The sequence below is a fragment of the Kytococcus sp. HMSC28H12 genome, assembly GCF_001816045.1.
GTDB classification, from domain to species: Bacteria; Actinomycetota; Actinomycetes; order Actinomycetales; family Dermatophilaceae; genus Kytococcus; species Kytococcus schroeteri.
In genome coordinates this window covers 1-17,296 of sequence record NZ_KV824264.1, presented here as the reverse complement: position 1 = coordinate 17,296, position 17,296 = coordinate 1, and the positions used below count along the sequence as shown (strand labels likewise).

Below are 17,296 nucleotides of genomic sequence, written 5' to 3'. Positions count from 1 at the left end.
CCCGACCCCGACGCCCGCCCCGGCTCCGGCCACCACCGCGCCGCCGGCCCGCCTGGTGGACACCCCGCCGGCGCCGGCCGAGCCCGGTGGTGGCGCGTGCCGCATCAAGGGCAACATCTCCAGCAGTGGGGAGAAGATCTTCCACTCCCCGGGCCAGCGGCACTACACGCAGACCAAGATCTCGCCGGCCAAGGGGGAGCGGTGGTTCTGCTCCGCCGCCGAGGCGATCAAGGCCGGGTGGCGCGCCGCCAAGGTGTGAGGCACGCACGAGGGGCCCGGGCAGGCGCCCGGGCCCCTCGTGCGTGGTGGGGTCACGCCCCGGTGCCCACGAGCAGCATCGTGGCGGCCAGGACCACGCCCACGGTGACCAGGATCATCGTGGTGTAGCCCAGCACGTCGCGGATGCGGAGGCCGGCGATGGCCAGCAGCGGCAGGGCCCAGAAGGGCTGCACCATGTTGGTCCACTGGTCGCCGTAGGAGACGGCCATGATCGCCACCGCCGGGTCCACGCCGAGGCGCTCGGCGGCATCGAGCAGGATCGGCCCCTGCACGGCGATCTGCCCGCCGCCCGACGGCACGAAGAAGTTCACCAGGCCGGCCGAGAGGAAGGCCAGCAGCCCGAAGGTCTGCGGCGTGGAGGTGTCGACCACCGCGTCCGAGAGCACGGCGATGAGGCCGGTGCCGGCCATGATGCCCATGATCCCGGCGTAGAGCGGGAACTGCAGCAGGATCTCGCCCACGTTGGAGGCGGCGTCCTTGACCAGCTCCACCAGCTCGAAGGGATTGCGCACCAGCAGCAGCACCAGGCCCAGGAAGCTCCAGTTGACGACGTCCAGGGTGAGCGTGCCGCCGTCGGCGAAGTGCAGGCCCAGGTAGGCCACCACCAGCAGGCCGAGCACGGTGGTGGTCACCCGGGAGGCGTCCACCGCGTCGGCCGGGGTCTCCACCGTCCACTCCGGCCGGGCGGTCTCCAGCTGGTGCTCGGGCATCTCCACCACGTCCGCACCGGACTTCGGGGCCATGAGCGCCACGGTGGCGAAGATGACCAGCAACGCCACCGCGGCCGCGGTGAGGTTCCACCAGCTGAAGGTGGTCTGCGTGATGGGGATGGTGTGGCCCACCTGCTGGGCCACGAAGGAGCCTTCGGTGGCGGCCGTGAGCGGCGCCGAGCCGGAGTAGCCCATGTGCCAGATGCTCATGCCGGTGTAGCCGGTGGCCACGAGCAGCGGGAAGTGCACCTTCTCGCCGCGCAGCCGGGCCTGGGCGGCCACCTCCTTGGCCAGCAGGGCGCCGACCACCAGGCCCAGCCCCCACGTGACGAGGGTGGCCAGACAGGTCACCAGGGCCACGAAGACGTAGGGCATGACGCGGCCACGGGGCACGCGGGCCAGGCCGGTGAGCAGGGTGCGCACCGGGCCGGTGTGGGCCAGCACGTGGCCGAGCATGAGCACCAGCGCCATCTGGGTGATGAACGCCAGCAGCCCGGCCAGTCCGTCACCCCAGGCCGTGACCACCTCGCGGGGGCCGGCGTCGGTGAGCGCCAGCGCGGCGACCATCACCACGAGCGTCAGCACGATGGCGAACACCAGCGAGGAGGGGATGAACCGCTCCACCAGGTGGTTGATCGGCCCCATCACCCCCTGGCCGCGGCGGCGGTCCGGGCTGGGGCGGGTGGTGGCCGTGGACGCGGGGCTGGACACGGGTGGACCTCCAGGCGAGGGGACAGGGCACCCAGATGCTATGGGTGACCCCGGTCACACCGGGTACGGGGGTCCCGCCGCGCCGGCGGTCGAACCTCAGCCGATGCCGGGTTCGGTCATTCAGGCCTCGACCACCCGTGCGTCGTCGATGCGCAGACGCCGTTGGGTGAGGGCCTCGAGGTCCTCCGAACGATGGCTGGTCATGAGCAACGTGCCACCATCCGAGGAGAAGTCCCTCAGGAGGCCGGTGATGCGCTCGGCACTCGACTGGTCGAGTGCGTTGAAGGGTTCGTCCAGCAGCAGCACGCGCGGTCGTTCGAGGATTGCTTGGGCGATGCCCAGCTTCTGCTTCATCCCGAGGGAGAAGTTCTTCGCCTTGGTCGATGACGTGGGGTCCAGCCCCACGGCCTCGAGGGTTTCTCGGACGCGGGCCTCATCCGCGACCCTGCGGATGTGCGCCAGCTCGCGCAGGTTGTCCGCGGCACTCAGATGGCCGAGGAACCCGGGGGAATTGATCATGACGCCGAAGGACTCCGGGTACTTGCGTCCGGGCCCCATGAGGGCTGGGTCGATGGTCACTTCTCCGGCGTCAGGTCGCATGAACCCTACGAGCAACTTGAAGAGCACGGACTTGCCGGAGCCGTTGGGGCCGCTGAGGCCGATGGACTCACCGTGCTCGACAGTGAGGTCGACGTCTCGCAGAACAGGGGTGCCGCGGAAGGCCTTCGAGAGCCCAAGGGCGGAGATGGCGTGCATGTCAGAGGTCACGTCCTTGTCGGGGCAGTGGTGAACATCGGATGGTCAGGGCGAGCGCTGCCACGGGAGCGGCGAGCCACAGCCAGGCTGGAGAGGCTCCCGCGTCCTGGGCCAGCGCGGTGAGGCCGAGCGGGAGGTGCGAGGACTCCCACGGTGCGAGGGGGGCGAGGAGCAGCGTGCTGCTGAGGACTATCAGCCCCCAGTTCTGGTCACCGGCGACCCACGTGACCGAGACGGTGAGCGTGCCCCAGACGAGCACGTGCAGGAGCCACCCGAGAAGGAGGTGGCCACCGAGCAGGAGCGACGACGAGAGCTGCTCTCCGGTCATGACCGTGGCGATCACGGTGGTGCACGCCGTTGCGCCGACCACGGCAACGGCAGGGGCCGTGACGGAGGGCTTCAGAACGGGCCAGGTCCTTCCATGGGCGAGGACACGCAGGGGCGCTGAGCGCAGGGCAGGGGTGTCGAGGGCCAGGAGGGCCATGAGCACCGGGAGGTTGGTGACCATCCAGTGCACCGTGAAGACCTGGGCATCGAACGCCCCGCCGCCGTGCCCCCACCAGGTGAGGAGAAGGACCTCTCCCGAGGAGTGCCACCCGTTGCCCTGGAGCGCGGGCGCTGCCAGGGTCCACAGCCCAGCAGCGGCCGTGGTGGTCCAGAAGGCGGAGGTGGGTCGAAGGGGGCCCCGCTGCACTGCCACTGCCAGGGCCGCGCAGGCAAGCAGCGAGGCGAGGGACCGCACCCTGCCTGCCTCGGGGCCCGGCAGGGCCAGGTCGACGGGGCCCACTCCCAGGGTGGGGATGCCCAGGCCGATCTGGCAGACGGCCCAGAGCACCACGGCACAGCAGAGCGCCCAGCCTGCCGCCGCACGCCACGCGGCGGCTCCTGCAACGGCCGTGCTCAGCAGCGTCGTCGCGGCAGCGAGTGTCATGAGACAGGCCGCCAGGGTCGGTGCCGCCTGGGGCAGGCTCTCCCACGGCAGGCCGGTGGCGCTGGCTGCGGCCCCCAGGAGGTACCCGCCGAGAGCTGCACACGAGGCTGTGAGGGCATCGAGGAACAGCGCCCGCGTGAGGGAGCGGTCGGTACCGTGCCGCATGCGCGCGGCCGGGGAGCCGTGCCAGACACCGTCGGAGACGGCCACCACGAGACTTGCCGGCAGGATCACGGACACCCAGGGCCGGGGGTCGGTCAGCCGCATCCAGAGGTGATCTGCAACGGTGGGCGCGGCGGCCGAGCGGGCGTGGAGCCCGTAGAGGCAGCCGCAGACGACACCGACGACGAGTATCCCGAGCGTCCTCGGTCGGAGCACGGTACTCACCGGGGGAGTTCAGGCAGCCGCACCAGCACGCACATCCACAGGAGCGCCGTCACTCCCGTGGCCAGGGCCAGCGAGGGCACAGCGTGCCAGAGCGGGAAGACATCCAAGGTGGGTGGGAACTGCGAGGCCGTGGGGGTGAAGGTCTCCAGCTTGGCGAGTGCGAGCACCACGGAGACGACGGTGACACCCGCGAGGGGGAGGAAGAACGCCAGCGCATGGCGCCTCACCAGGAGCAGGAGTGCCTGGGTGGCCGCGGCGAGCACCAGCCCCCAGAGGCCGAGCCATGCGCTGTGGGCGGCAACGTAGGCCCATGGGGTCCGACGGGTCAGGGCGCCGCCGGCCACCGCATCGGCGTTCCAGTCCGCCACGTGCTGCTCGGCCACGTGGTAGGCGTCCGGGTAGTACTGGAAGCCCGTGCTCGGGAGCAACTCCAGGGTCACCAGTCCGTAGACCACGGGCAGCAGCGCAGCGGCGAGGCCGGCGACGACCGCCCATGGCCAGCAGAGCCGACGGAGGGTGACGGTCACAGGGGCACGCGTCCGGGTCGCCTCGAGGAACCCGTCGGTCAGGCAGGACCGCAGGTGCCAGCCGGCGACGAGTGCCAGGGCCAGTGGCAGTGTGAGTCCCACGGGTCCGCTGGAGGCGGCGAGATAACTGTGGAACGGGCTCACATAGGCCGTTCCCTGAGTGCCGAACCAGCTCGTGAGGCCGCCCAGGGTGAGGACGAGCAGGGCAACAGCGAGGGGCACCAGCCGGACGCTGGCACCCCTCGCCACAGTGCTCAGTTGCTGCGCCACGTGCCGCTGACCTGGACGTCCACCCGCGTGAAGACACCGTTGTTGAACTCCACACGCGTGGAGGCACCGGAGCCGATCGAGTTGTTCAGCTTGTACTCCTGGTTGTCGGTCACACCGGAGACCCCGGTGCCGCCGGGGAGCATCCGGGCATCCACCTTGTAGTTGCCCCCCACGGACTGTGACGTGAGATCACCGGCACGACTGTTGATGCTCTTGGTCTGGGAGGCGGTGTACGCCTTGCCGTTGAACTTGCCGACCGTGGTGCTGTACGACCGGTAACTCGTACCGGCGTAGGCGGACGTCGCGGACACAGCGGCGACGACCGCCAGTGCAGCGGCTGCCAGTGGTCGAATGCGAGTGCGGTGCATGGTTTTTCCCCTTTTCCGGCCGCCCGGTGCGACCCACATCATGGAACCATCGGGGGGGAGGGTCAAGTCCTTGGTTCTCGAGGCGTGGGTGCGTCGTCTGACGCCTCAGCCGATGCCGAGGATCGCCGCCGGGGCGGGCGTGCCCGAGCCGTCGCGGCGGTCGGTGGGCTCCGGCAGGGCCACCGCCGAGCCCCCCGCGTCCACCGCCCGCGGGTCGGCGCCCACCCAGGCCAGCACGAGCGCGTCCTCACCCTTGAGGAAGCGGTGGCAGCGCACGCCCGCGGTGGCCCGGCCCTTGCCCGGGTAGGCCTCCAGCGGCGTCACCTTCACCGACCCGCCGGAGCCGGGCAGCGCCCCGGCCGACCCGGCGACGGTGACCACCACGGGGGCAGGGGCGTCGGTCTCACCCTCGCCGCCCGTCCGCACCGGGGCGAAGGCCACCACGCGCCCGCCCTCGGGCACCTTGATGCCGGCCACACCGCCTCCGGACAGCCCCTGCGGGCGCACCAGCGAGGCCGGGTAGCGCAGCAGCGCGGCGGCGTCGGTGACGAACACGAGCTCCTCGCTGCCGTCGGACAGTTCGGCGGCGCCCACCAGCTCGTCGCCCTCGGCCAGGCTGATGACCTCCATCGCGTCCTTGCTCGCCGGGTACTCCGGGCGCACCCGCTTGACCACGCCCCGGGCGGTGCCCAGCGCCAGCCCGGCGGTGCCCTCCACGTCGTCGGTGCGCACCAGGGCCAGCGGGCGCTCGCCGCCGGCCAGGTCCACGAAGGCCGCCACCGGAGCCCCACCGGTGAGCCCCAGCGAGCCGGCGGCCGGCAGGGCGGGCAGGTCCACCACCGACAGCCGCACCAGGCGCCCGGCAGAGGTCACCAGGCCCACCTGGCCACGGGCGGTGGCGGCCACCACCGAGGCGATGGCGTCGTGGTCCACCCGGGGTGCGTCGGCGGGGCGCACGTCGGTGCGCACCAGCGCGCCGCTGGTGTCCTCCTCGCGGGGCACGCGGGCGATGAGTCCGGTGGCCGAGAGCGCCACGGTCACGGGGTCGTCGGCCACCTCCAGCGGGGCGGCGGGCACCATCGCGGCGGCGGCCTCGCTCTCCAGCAGCACGGTGCGGCGCGGGGTGCCGTGCTCGGCGGCCACGGCGGCCAGCTCGTCGCTCACCACACCGCGCAGGCGCGCCTCGTCGGCCAGGATCGCCTCCAGCTCGGCGATGGCGGCCTGCAGCTCGTCGCGCTCGGTCTCCAGCTCGATGCGGGAGAACTTCGTCAGGCGCCGCAGCTGCAGCTCCAGGATGTAGGAGGCCTGCGCCTCGGAGAGGTCGAAGACCTCCATGAGCCGCGTGCGGGCCTCGGCGGCGTCGTCCGAGGAGCGGACGAGCTGGATGACCTCGTCGATGTCGAGGATGGCCAGCAGCAGCCCCTCCACCAGGTGCAGCCGGTCGCGCCGCTTCCCTAGGCGGAACGCGGTGCGCCGCCGTACCACCTCGCACCGGAAGTCCACGTACACCTGCAGGGCCTCCTTGAGCCCCAGGGTGCGCGGCTGGCCGTCCACGAGCGCCACGGTGTTGATGCCGAAGGACTCCTCCATCGGCGTCTGCTTGTACAGCTGCGCCAGCACGGCCTCGGGGTTGAAGCCGTTCTTCACCTCGATGACCAGCTGCAGGCCGTTGTGGCGGTCGGTGAGGTCCTTGACGTCGGCGATGCCCTGCAGCTTCTTGGCCTGCACCTGCGTCTTGAGCTTGGCGATGACCTTCTCCGGCCCCACCAGGTAGGGCAGCTCGGTGACCACGATGCCCTTGCGGCGCGGGGTGACGTTCTCGATGGTGGCCTTGGCCCGGGTGCGGAACGAGCCGCGGCCGGTGCGGTAGGCGTCGCGGATGCCGTCGAGCCCCACGATGCGGCCGCCGCCGGGCAGGTCCGGCCCGGGCACGAAGCGCATGAGGTCCTCCACCGTGGCGGCGGGGTTGTCCAGGAGGTGGCGGGCGGCGGCCACCACCTCGCGCAAGTTGTGCGGGGCGATGTTGGTGGCCATGCCCACCGCGATGCCCGACGCCCCGTTGACCAGCAGGTTGGGGTAGGCCGCGGGCAGCACCTCGGGCTGCAGGAGCTGGTCGTCGTAGTTGGGCACCATGTCCACGGTGTCCTCGTCCAGCGTGGCCGTCATGGTGAGCGCGGCCGGGGCCATGCGGGCCTCGGTGTAGCGGCTGGCGGCCGGTCCGTCGTCCAGGGAGCCGAAGTTGCCGTGCCCGTCCACCAGGGGAAGGCGCATCGTGAACGGCTGGGCCAGGCGCACGAGGGCGTCGTAGATGGCCTGGTCGCCGTGCGGGTGGTACTTGCCCATCACCTCGCCGACGACGCGGGAGGACTTGACGTAGCCGCGGTCCGGACGCAGGACGAGCTCGTCCATGCCGAAGAGGATGCGGCGCTGCACCGGCTTGAGGCCGTCGCGCGCGTCCGGCAGGGCGCGGCTGTAGATGACGGAGTAGGCGTACTCGAGGAAGGCCGAGCTCATCTCCTCGGCGACGTCGATGTCGATGACCGTGTCGGCCACCTGGGTGGGCTCTGCGGGCTTGTCGGACTTCTTGGGCACGGGCCACATGATGCGTCATCCGCCCGCCGCGCCGGGGGACCGGCACGCACTGCCCCGGGCACGAGGCCGCCCCCGTCTTCCGGTGGTCTGCTGGACCACCGGAAGACGGGGGCGGGCGCCGGAGTGGATCGGCTCAGCGGCGGGGGATGCCGCGCAGGGCCTGGACGACCTTGTCGCCCACGGCCGTGGCGCCACCGACCACCGTGGAGACCCACGGCGAGAGGCGGGTGACGGCCCGCGAGGTCGGCTCGGGCAGACGGTCACTGCGCGTCAGCAGCACGGCGGTGTCCTGCGTGCCGGCCACGGCGGCGGCGGTCAGGGCGTCGGGGTAGTTCTCACCGGAGGCGACGAACACCTGGTAGGGGTCCTTCTTGACCGACCGTGCCACCAAATCGGCCGTCTCGTAGCGGTCGGCGCCGCCGATGCGGCGCACCGCGTCGGCATACTCGCCCGCCTCGGCGAAGACCGAGCCCTTCACCACCTGGCGACCACCGAGGATGACGACCCGGTCGGGACGCATCCGCTGAAGTGCCTTGCGGGTCTCGGTGGGCAGGCGGTCGCCCCGGGTGAGCAGCAGCGGCGCGTCCTGGGCACCGGCCACGGCAGCACCGGTGAGGGCGTCGGGGTAGTCCTGACCGGAGGCGAGGTACACGGTGTCCACCGGGGCGTCGTGCCCGGCAGTGAGACGGGCCGCGGTCGCGTAGCGGTTGGCGCCGGCGACGCGCTCGACCGTCCTGCCACCGGCCGCCAGCTGGCCGGCCACCTCACGGCTCACGGCCTTCTCGCCGCCCAGGATGACCACCTTGCGGGGGCCGATCTGGGCCAGTGCCTCGCGGGTCTCGGCCGGCAGACGGTCGCGACGGGTGAGCAGCAGCGGGGCATTCTTGCTGGAGGCCACCGATGCGCCGGCCAGGGCGTCAGGGTGGTCCTGGCCGGAGGCCACGTACACCGTGTCGTGGTCGCCCTTCATGCTGCGGGCCAGGCGGGCTGCGGTGGCGTAACGGTTGGCGCCGCCCACGCGGGAGACCTTCTCCGCCTTCGAGGGGTCCAGGTGCACCAGTGTGCGGGCCAGCGGCTCACCGCCCTCGGCCGGCTCCATCTCGACCATCCCCAGCCAGGCCTTGGTGGGGTCGTCGACGGACACCGCGCCCTCGGCGGTGTGCGGCGCGATGCGGGGCAGGTGCACCGGGCTCTTGAAGGCGAGGTTGCCCGCGTCGGCCGCGTCGGGCGACAGGACGAACAGCCGCAGGGTGAAGTCGGTGGACTCCTTGCCCTTGAGGTCGGTACCGGTCACGTGCAGCTCGAAGTCCGCGTCGGTGCCGATGCTCGGCACGATGAGGCGCTCGTTGGCGGCGGGGGTGCGCCCGCGGTCCAGCGGGTACCCGGGGAACTCCTTCCAGGTGATGGTCAGGTCCAGGTTCACGTTCGGGTCGTCGGACTCGATCTCGGCCCAGAACACGTCACCGATCTTCGCCTCGAAGGGCACGCGGTAGGCCTCCTTCTCGCGACCCGTCCACTCCTCACCCTTGTCCTGGCGCACGGTGCCGCGCCACTCACGTCCCGGGACCATCCCGTGGGTCCGCAGGGCCACGTCGCGCTTGCGCGAGGAACGCAGCTCCACCGGCACGGTCGACTGACCGGCGTGACCCAGCACATGACTGGGCATCTGCACCGCCTCGGAGCGCAGCGCGATGGGCAGGTGGAAGGGGTTCACCCCGCTGGCGGTCAGGTCGAGTCGGCCGGTGACCCACTGCTGGGCCGGCATGCCGGTGTCGGTGAAGGTCAAGGTCACGGTGCCGGACTCACCGGGGGCCAGAGTGAGACGCTGGGGGGAGACGGACGTCTCCACGCCGTCCAGGCCGGACACCTTCGGGGTCCAGGTGGTGGTCCTGCCGGTGGTGTTGGTGACCGTGCGGGTGACGGTCTGCTCGCCGAGGAGGCCGCCGACCGCGATGGACGGGGTGTTCAGCTGCCACGGCTTGATGGGGTCGACGTCCTGGCCCATCCGCGCACCCTGTCCGGCCAGGAGGCGCTCCCAGTCCGAGGCGTCGGAGTCCACGACGAGACCGGGGTCCAGGAAGGCCCGCGGCTCGACGAAGCCGGCGCCGCCCCCGAAGGGGTGGTTGTCGTCCGGGCCGGTCATCTTCCGCGAGGTGGTCATCATGGCCGACTTGATCGCCATCGGGGACCAGTCCGGGTGGGCCTGCTTGACCAGGGCGGCCAGGCCGGCCACGTGCGGTGCGGACATGGACGTGCCCGAGACGTGCCTGGCCACGGGGCGGCCACGCTCCGCGGAGGACCAGGCGGCCAGGACGTCCACACCCGGGGCCGTGAGGTCGGGCTTGAGCAGATTGCCCTGCGCAGCGTTCGTCGGGCCGCGGGAGGAGAAGTCGGCCAGACTGGGCACGGTGGAGGAGCCCCCGTGCTCGTCCACCAGCGAGGCCGTGGCCTCGGAGCCGCGGGCGTAGGCCCGCAGGCCCTTGCGCGCGGAGGAGTCCAGGTGCACGGTGGGCACCCAGTGGTCGTGGGTAAGGGTGTCCCCGGGCTCGGTGTTGACCAGCACCATGCCCACGCCACCGGCGTCCTTCACCGCCCGGGACTGATCCATCGGGTTGGCCTCGCTGCGGTCGCACACCACGATCGTGCCCTTGACCTTGGCCGGGTCCAGCGTGCCGGCGCGGCACTCGGTGCTGGGCGAGGCGTTCTCGGGGGCCACCTCGTCGGCGAGCACCAGCGGGGCCTCCTGCGGCAGGGGCGGTGTCATGGAGGACCCTTCGTAGCGCTGGCCGTCGCCGGTGACCAGCGTCTTGCGGTGCTCGGCGTGTGCACCGGCGGCCACGGTGGTCACCCACGGGGAGGGGTGGTTGGTGGTGGCCTCCTTGGGGCCGTCGTTGCCCGACGAGGCCGCGACGAACACGCCGCTGGCGGCGGCGTTCATGAAGGCCACCTCGACCGGGTCGCGCAGGTCGCGGTCGGTGCCGGAGATCGAGTAGTTGATGATGTCGACCCCGTCGGCCACGGCGGCGTCGATGGCCGCGGTGGTGTCCACGGTCGGACAAACACCTCGGCCTTCGGCGAGCTCCCAGCAGGCCTTGTAGGCCGCCACGTGCGCCTTCGGTGCCATGCCGGAGATGGGGCCGGACGGCAGGCCGTTGACCGACACCTTGGTGCCGGCGGCACCGGTGGCGGTGCTGGCGGTGTGCGAGCCGTGGCCGTGGACGTCCAGCGGCGAGTGGGACTCGTGGTCGGCGAGCTTGTGCTCGCCCAGGCCCTCACGGAAGACCTTGGCACCGATGATCTTGTTGTCGCACGTGCTCTCGGGGAAGTCGGCGGGGGTCTCGCTCTTGCACGCTCCGCGCCAGTCGGCCGGCGGCGCGGTCATGCCGGCGTCGTCGAAGGAGGGGTTGGCCGGGTTGATGCCGGAGTCGATCACGCCGACGACGACGCCCTGGCCCTAGGTGTCGCCGGCGTGCTTCCACACGCCGTCGGGGCCCGTGAGTCCCAGCATCTCGGGGGACTGGTCGGTGTGGAGGGTCTCCAGACGGTTCTCGGTCACCGACAGCACGCGCGGGTCGGCGGACAGCTTCCGGGCCTGCTCCGCGGTGAGCTCCACGGCAACCCCGGAGAGGGCGTGGGTGTAGCGCTCCACCGGGCGGGGTGCGTCCACGCGAGAGAGCACCGCGTCCTGCTGGCTGGTCAGGTGCTGGGCATAGGCGCGCACGGCTGACGGGCGGGCGTCCCCGGCCTTCCCAGCGGTGGCGGACAGGCCCTTCACGCCCCCGGTGTAGGTGGCGATCGGCTCGTCGGCGGTCACCACCACGTACAGGCCGTCGGACCAGCTGCGGTCAGCCGGCGTCTGGTGCGGGGGGAGCGTGGCGAGCTCCTCCAGGGCGGTGGTGCTTGGGGGGCTGTCGTCCTGCGCGGTCGGCGGGACGGTGGGGGCGGCGCCGGCGGGCGACAGCGACACCATCGAGCCGGTCAGGCACAGGATGGTGAGCGCGGTCAGACCAGCTGCGTGGGGGCGGCGGTGCAGGGACACGACGAAGGGCTCCTTGTGAGAAGTGTTATTGAAAGCATTCTCGCACGGAGCCCATCCGTCGGTGTCACCGGCCTCCTGCTCAGCCCTTGAGGTCGGGGAAGTCGCTCTCCCAGAACTCCCACTCGCTGGCGCGCTCGGTGGGGTCGTCGCCCACGGGGTGGAACTCGTTCTCCCGTGCCTTGAGCTCCACCCGGCGGATCTTGCCGGAGACGGTCTTCGGCAGCTCGCCGAACTCCAGGCGGCGGACGCGCTTGTACGGAGCCAGGTTGGCGCGGCAGTAGGCGAGGATCGACCCGGCGATCTCGCGACTCGGCTCGGTGCCCTCGACCAGCACCACGTAGGCCTTGGGCACCGACAGGCGGGTCGGGTCCGGCGAGGGCACCACGGCCGCCTCGGCCACCAGCTCGTGCTCGATGAGCACGGACTCCACCTCGAACGGGCTGATGCGGTAGTCGCTGGCCTTGAACACGTCGTCGGCGCGGCCCACGTAGGTGATGTAGCCGTCCTCGTCGCGCACCGCCACGTCACCGGTGTGGTACGCCCCGTCGCGCATCGCGTCAGCGGTCTTCTGCTCGTCGCCGTGGTAGCCCACCATCAGCCCGATGGGGCGTCCCTTGGGGCCATCGAGGCGCAGGCACAGCTCGCCCTCCTCGCCGGGGGTGGTCACCTCGGCCCCGGTGGCCTGGTCGAGCAGCACCACGTCGTAGCCCGGCAGGGGGCGGCCCATGGAACCCGGCTTGAGCGGGCGACCCGGCGCGTTGCCGATCTGCGCGGTGGTCTCGGTCTGGCCGAAGCCGTCGCGGATGGTGATGCCCAGGCCCTTCTCCACGGCGCGGATCACCTCGGGGTTGAGCGGCTCGCCGGCGCCCACCATCTCGCGCAGGGCCAGCTTCTCGCGCCAGGCGGCGAGGTCCTGCTGGATGAGCATGCGGTACACCGTGGGCGGGGCGCAGAAGGTGGTGGCGCCCTCGGCGGCCAGCACCTCCAGCAGGGCCTTCGCGTCGAAGCGCGGCTGGTTGACCACGAGGATCGTGGCCTCGGCGGTCCACGGGGTGAACAGCGAGCTCCACGCGTGCTTGGCCCAGCCGGGGGAGGAGATGTTCACGTGCACGTCGCCGGGGCGCAGGCCCACCCAGAACATCGTGGACAGGGCGCCCACCGTGTAGCTGGAGTGGGTGTGCTCCACGAGCTTGGGCGCGCTCGTGGTGCCGGAGGTGAAGTACAGCAGCATCGTGTCGTCGGCCATGGTGGGCGCGTCGGGGGTGAAGTCGGCGCTCGCGGCGTGGAAGTCCTCCAGGCGCAGCCAGCCCTCGGGCGTGTCGCCCTCGCCGCAGACGGCGATGCGCTGGAAGTCGCCGTCCACCTTGGCGAAGGTGTGCGCCTCGCCGGCGGTGGTGATGACGTGCTTGACCTTCCCGCGGGCCACGCGGTCGGTGAGGTCCTCGGGGGTGAGCAGCGTGGTGGCCGGGATGACCTGGGCGCCCAGCTTGATGCAGCCCACCATCACCTGCCACAGCTCGGTCTGGTTGCCCAGCATCACCAGCACGCGGTCGCCCTGGGCCACGCCCACCTCGCGCAGCCAGCTGGCCATCTGCGAGGAGGTGCGGGAGACCTCCGCCCAGGTGAGCTGGTGGGTGCGGGTGCCGTCCTTCACCACGTCCACGATGCGCAGGGCCGGCTCGTCGGCGCGGGGTCCGGCGGCCACGGCATCGATGTGGTGAAGGCCCCAGTTGAACTCGGTGAGGCGGGGCGCGGCGAAGGCGTCCACGGCCGCGTCGTCGGCGTCGTGCAGGGCCAGGACGGCGTCGCGGGCGTCCCGGAAGGTGTCGGTGGGAGTGCTCATGGGGGAAACCTACCCGCCAGGTGACCGGCGTCACATGACAGGGGCCGGGGTGTCCGGAGCGGTGGCGGCCGCCCGGAGGGCGCCTGCCACACTGGGGCCATGGACGAGGTCGCCCCCACCACCGAGCAGATCAGGGCGGACCGTGCCGCCACGTGGGTGACGGACGTGGTGCTGCGTGACGGCGCCGTGGCCCACCTGCGGCCCATCAGCCCGGGGGACCGGGAGGCCGTGGCCGCCTTCCACCGGCGCCAGTCCGAGCGCTCGCGCTACCTGCGCTTCTTCGCCACCATCCCCGAGCTCTCGGCCCGCGACCTGGACCGCTTCACCCAGGTGGACCAGGACCAGCGGGTGGCCCTGGTGGCCGAGATCGGCGGGGAGATCATCGCCATCGCGCGCTTCGACCGCCTCGACCCGACGACCGCCGAGGTCGCCTTCAACGTGGCCGACGCCCACCAGGGCCGCGGCCTGGGCTCGGTGATGCTGGAGCACCTGGCCGCCATCGGCGACGAGCTGGGCCTGGGGCGTTTCACCGCCGACGTGCTGCCCGAGAACCGCCAGATGATGAACGTCTTCACCGAGGCCGGTTACGAGGTGGCCCACCGCTTCGAGGACGGCGTCATCGCGGTGTCCTTCGAGATCCAGCCCAACGAGACCTCCCGCACCGTCCGCGAGGCCCGCGAGCAGCGCGCCGAGTCCCGCTCGGTGGCCCGCGTGCTGCGCCCGGAGTCGGTGGTGATGATCGGCGTCTCGCGGCGCGAGGGCACCATCGGGCACAAGGTGCTCGAGGAGATCGTGGCCGGCGGGTACACCGGGCGCCTGGAGGTGGTGCACCCCGAGGTGCCCGAGCTGCTGGGCATCACCACCACGCCCAGCGTGCGAGAGGTCGAGGGCCCGGTGGACCTGGCGATCGTCGCCCTGCCGGCCGAGAAGGTGCACGAGGTGGTGGCCGACTGCGCCGCCATCGGGGTGCGCTCAGTGCTCGTGGTCTCGGCCGGGTTCGCCGAGGCCGGCGAGGAGGGGGCGCGGCGCCAGCGCGAGCTGCTGCGGCTGGTGCACTGGCACGGCATGCGTCTGGTGGGCCCCAACTCCTACGGGCTGAGCAACTCCGCGCAGGAAGTCTCGCTCAACGCCACGCTGGGCGCGCCGTCCGTGCGGGGGCGGTTCGGGCTCTTCGCCCAGTCCGGTGCGCTGGGCGTCTCGGTGACGCAGATGGCGCGGCAGCGCGGCGTGGGCCTGTCCACCTTCGTCTCGGCGGGCAACCGTGCGGACGTCTCGGGCAACGACCTCATGCAGTACTGGATCGACGACGAGGACACCGCCGCGGTGGGGCTCTACCTGGAGACCCTGGGCAACGCCCGCAAGTTCTTCCGCATCTCGCAGCGGCTGGCCGCGCGCAAGCCGGTCATCGTCATCAAGTCCGGCACCTCGGGCTACGGCGTGCCGCCGGGGCACCTCATCCGCCGCAGCCAGGCCAGCCCGGAGGCGCTGGACGCGATGCTGCGCCAGAGCGGCGTGATCCGCGTGAGCAACCTGCACCAGATGTTCAACGTGGCCCAGCTGGCGCTGCACCAGCCGCTGCCGGAGGGGCGTGGCGTGGCCATCGTGGGCAACTCCAGCTCGCTGGCCGCCCTGGCCGCCGACGCGTGCGTGGGCTGGGGGCTGGAGATGGCCCGCGAGCCCGCCTCGCTCGCGCACGACGCCTCGATGGAGGAGGTGGCCGCCGCGCTGGAGGAGGCCTTCGCCGACCCGTCCGTGCACGCGGTGCTCGCGGTGTTCATCCCGCCGCTGGTGGGCGACGGCACGGACCTGGCCCGCACGGTGGGCCGGGTGGCCCTCGACCAGGACAAGCCCTGCCTGACCACGATGACGGGCATGGACGGCGTCGACGAGACCCTCTCGGCCACCAAGGACACCCCGGAGGGTCCCGTCACCGAGGTGGTGCCGGCGTACATGACCCCCGAGGACGCGGTGCGGGCGCTCAACGCCGTGGAGCGCTACGCCGCCTGGCGCCGCTCCTCGCGGGGCACCCTGGTGCAGCCCGAGGGGGTCACCTGGCAGTCGCTGGACGCCGCGCAGGAGGTGGCCGGCGACGCGCTGCGCTCGGCCCCGGCCGGCCGGGAGCTGCGCCCCGAGGAGCTCGAGGACCTGCTGTCCGCCGTGGGCATCGAGCACGACCCGGCGGCCCCCGGGGAGCCGGCCGCGGGCTGGCCGGGCGAGGTGGTGCCGCTGGTGGTGGAGGCGGTGGAGGACCCGCTCTTCGGTCCGGTGGTCTCGCTGCGCTTCCACGGGCGCACCGCCGAGCTGCTCGGCACCCCCTCCTACCGGGTGCCGCCGCTCACCGACGCCGACGTGCACGACCTCGTGGACTCCCTGCAGGGCAGCCGCCTGCTCACCGCGCGCGGCGTGGACCGGGCCGCCCTGGAGGACCTGCTGGCGCGCGTGGCCGTGCTGGCCGACGCGGTACCCGAGCTCGCCGAGCTGCAGTTGAGCCCGGTGGAGGTGCGGGCCGACGGGGTGGTGGTGCACGGCGCCCGGGCCACGGTGCGCCGCCCCAAGGTGCGCCAGGACGCGGGGCGTCGCAGCATCTCCCGTTGAGGCCGCCCAGCGGGAGGTCGTCGGTGCCGGGTGGCAGGATGACCCCCATGCTTGGACGCCTCCACGAGTCGCACGACCCCCAGGTGCCCGCGGACTCCCTGCCGCAGGACCTGGCCGACGACATCGAGGCGGCCGGCTACTACCCGGCCCTCGTGGCCGACGTGGTGGCCACCGCCGTGGCGGGCCAGGAGGTGCAGGCCCACCTGGTGCACCAGGAGGCCACCTTCGACACCGACACCGTGCGGCGCCACCTCACGGTGCTCGTCCTCACGCCCGGGCGGCTGGTCATCGCGCACGCCGACGACCGCGAGGCAGAGCACGTGGAGTCCGCGCCGGTGGCCATGGCCACCACCGAGACGGTGCCGCTGAGCCGTCTGCGCGGCGTGGTGCTCTCGCACGTCATGGCCAACCCGGAGGACTACCGGCCGGGCAGCCTGGGCCGGGAGGTCACGCTGACCCTCGGATGGGGTGCGATCAGCCGCCTGGACCTCGTGCCGGCCGGCTGCGCCGACCCGCAGTGCGAGGGCGACCACGGCTACGAGGGCACGGTGGCCGGTGACGACATCTCGCTGCGCGTCAGCGGGGAGGTCTCCGGGGCCCAGGCGGTGCAGGAGGCGCTGGACTTCGCCCGCGCCGTGCAGGCCAACCTGGGGCGCTGAGGTCCGGCGTGAGCACGCACCCGCTGCTGGACATCGAGTCCGTCGACCCCGCCCTGGGCTACGCGCCGGGCGGCCTGGCCTCCCTCTTCGCGAGCCTCGGCGCCTCTCTGGGCGTCGACCTGCCGGACCTGCCCGTCCGCGAGCTGCCGCCGGCCCACGGCGTGGTGAGCGTGCTGCTGGACGGCCTGGGCTGGACCACGCTGGAGCGCTACGCCGGGCACGCACCCTTCCTGCGCTCGCTGCTGCAGGACCCGCAGGTGAGCACCCCGGCGGTCTGCGGCTTCCCCAGCACCACCGCCGTCTCCCTGGCCACGCACGCCACCGGCGTGCCGCCGGCGGTGCACGGCCACGTGGGCTACGCGGTGCGCGACCCGCGCACCTCCACGGTGTTCAACCACCTCTCGTGGAAGGACGGACCGGACCCGCTGGCCTGGCAGACCCAGCCCACCCTCTTCGGCCGCCTGGCCGATGCCGGGGTGCGCGTGGTGCGCGTGGGACAGAAGAAGTTCGCCACCTCGGCCCTCACCCGGGCCGCCCAGCGCGGGGGCACCTACCTGCCCGCGGACGGGCTGGGTGCCTGGACCGCCGCCGGGCTCGACCTCGCGCGCCGCTCCAGCCGCAGCGAGCCG

General features: G+C 72.4%; 12 protein-coding genes and 2 pseudogenes. 4 read left to right on the top strand and 10 right to left on the bottom strand.

Translation table 11 applies throughout. The annotated features are described in order from the left end of the window. Positions 1–259: pseudogene (locus HMPREF3099_RS13200) on the top strand (nuclease); the annotation flags it as partial. 52 nt (positions 260–311) lie between these two features. Here HMPREF3099_RS13200 and HMPREF3099_RS00615 read toward each other — a convergent pair. The 10 genes and pseudogenes from HMPREF3099_RS00615 to HMPREF3099_RS00575 all read right to left on the bottom strand — a co-directional run bounded on the left by HMPREF3099_RS00615 (position 312) and on the right by HMPREF3099_RS00575 (position 13,413). Then, positions 312–1,634 carry a short-chain fatty acid transporter gene (locus HMPREF3099_RS00615; RefSeq protein ID WP_070703278.1) on the bottom strand — a complete coding sequence of 441 codons (1,323 nt, stop codon included), beginning with the start codon at positions 1,632–1,634 and terminating at the stop codon, positions 312–314. 186 nt (positions 1,635–1,820) lie between these two features. Further along, on the bottom strand, positions 1,821–2,456 hold the full coding sequence (locus HMPREF3099_RS00610; RefSeq protein WP_070703274.1) for an ABC transporter ATP-binding protein: 636 nt from the start codon (positions 2,454–2,456) through the stop codon (positions 1,821–1,823). A gap of 1 nt (position 2,457) precedes the next feature. Then, positions 2,458–3,654 carry a hypothetical protein gene (locus HMPREF3099_RS00605; protein ID WP_141761909.1) on the bottom strand — a complete coding sequence of 399 codons (1,197 nt, stop codon included), beginning with the start codon at positions 3,652–3,654 and terminating at the stop codon, positions 2,458–2,460. Between the two features lie 116 nt (positions 3,655–3,770). Then, a complete protein-coding gene (locus HMPREF3099_RS00600) occupies positions 3,771–4,523 on the bottom strand; it encodes a hypothetical protein (protein ID WP_141761908.1) in 753 nt (250 codons plus the stop codon). A gap of 32 nt (positions 4,524–4,555) precedes the next feature. After that, complete coding sequence (locus tag HMPREF3099_RS00595; RefSeq protein WP_237769682.1) at positions 4,556–4,882, bottom strand: hypothetical protein; 327 nt, start codon at positions 4,880–4,882, stop codon at positions 4,556–4,558. A 162-nt stretch (positions 4,883–5,044) separates the two neighbouring features. Further along, positions 5,045–7,540, bottom strand: coding sequence for a DNA gyrase/topoisomerase IV subunit A (locus tag HMPREF3099_RS00590; protein ID WP_070703271.1), 2,496 nt, complete (start codon positions 7,538–7,540; stop codon positions 5,045–5,047). Positions 7,541–7,664: 124 nt separating this feature from the next. Beyond that, entirely contained in the window at positions 7,665–8,630 is a 966-nt protein-coding gene (locus tag HMPREF3099_RS13595; protein ID WP_256374406.1) for a cell wall-binding repeat-containing protein, read from the bottom strand. 600 nt (positions 8,631–9,230) lie between these two features. Continuing rightward, positions 9,231–10,973 (bottom strand): annotated as a pseudogene (locus tag HMPREF3099_RS13590) (S8 family serine peptidase); the annotation flags it as partial. 12 nt (positions 10,974–10,985) lie between these two features. After that, a complete protein-coding gene (locus HMPREF3099_RS00580; protein WP_070703269.1) occupies positions 10,986–11,570 on the bottom strand; it encodes a protease inhibitor I9 family protein in 585 nt (194 codons plus the stop codon). A 79-nt stretch (positions 11,571–11,649) separates the two neighbouring features. Next, complete coding sequence (locus HMPREF3099_RS00575; protein WP_070703268.1) at positions 11,650–13,413, bottom strand: AMP-binding protein; 1,764 nt, start codon at positions 13,411–13,413, stop codon at positions 11,650–11,652. A gap of 99 nt (positions 13,414–13,512) precedes the next feature. Between HMPREF3099_RS00575 and HMPREF3099_RS00570 the strand changes: the two genes are divergently transcribed. The 3 genes from HMPREF3099_RS00570 to HMPREF3099_RS00560 form a co-directional block, all read left to right on the top strand. Continuing rightward, positions 13,513–16,008 carry a bifunctional acetate--CoA ligase family protein/GNAT family N-acetyltransferase gene (locus HMPREF3099_RS00570; RefSeq protein ID WP_083323357.1) on the top strand — a complete coding sequence of 832 codons (2,496 nt, stop codon included), beginning with the start codon at positions 13,513–13,515 and terminating at the stop codon, positions 16,006–16,008. 47 nt (positions 16,009–16,055) lie between these two features. Next, a complete protein-coding gene (locus tag HMPREF3099_RS00565) occupies positions 16,056–16,667 on the top strand; it encodes a DUF5998 family protein (RefSeq protein WP_070703275.1) in 612 nt (203 codons plus the stop codon). An 8-nt stretch (positions 16,668–16,675) separates the two neighbouring features. Then, positions 16,676–17,296 (top strand): alkaline phosphatase family protein (locus HMPREF3099_RS00560; protein WP_141761907.1); only part of this gene is annotated, 621 nt, incomplete at its 3' end.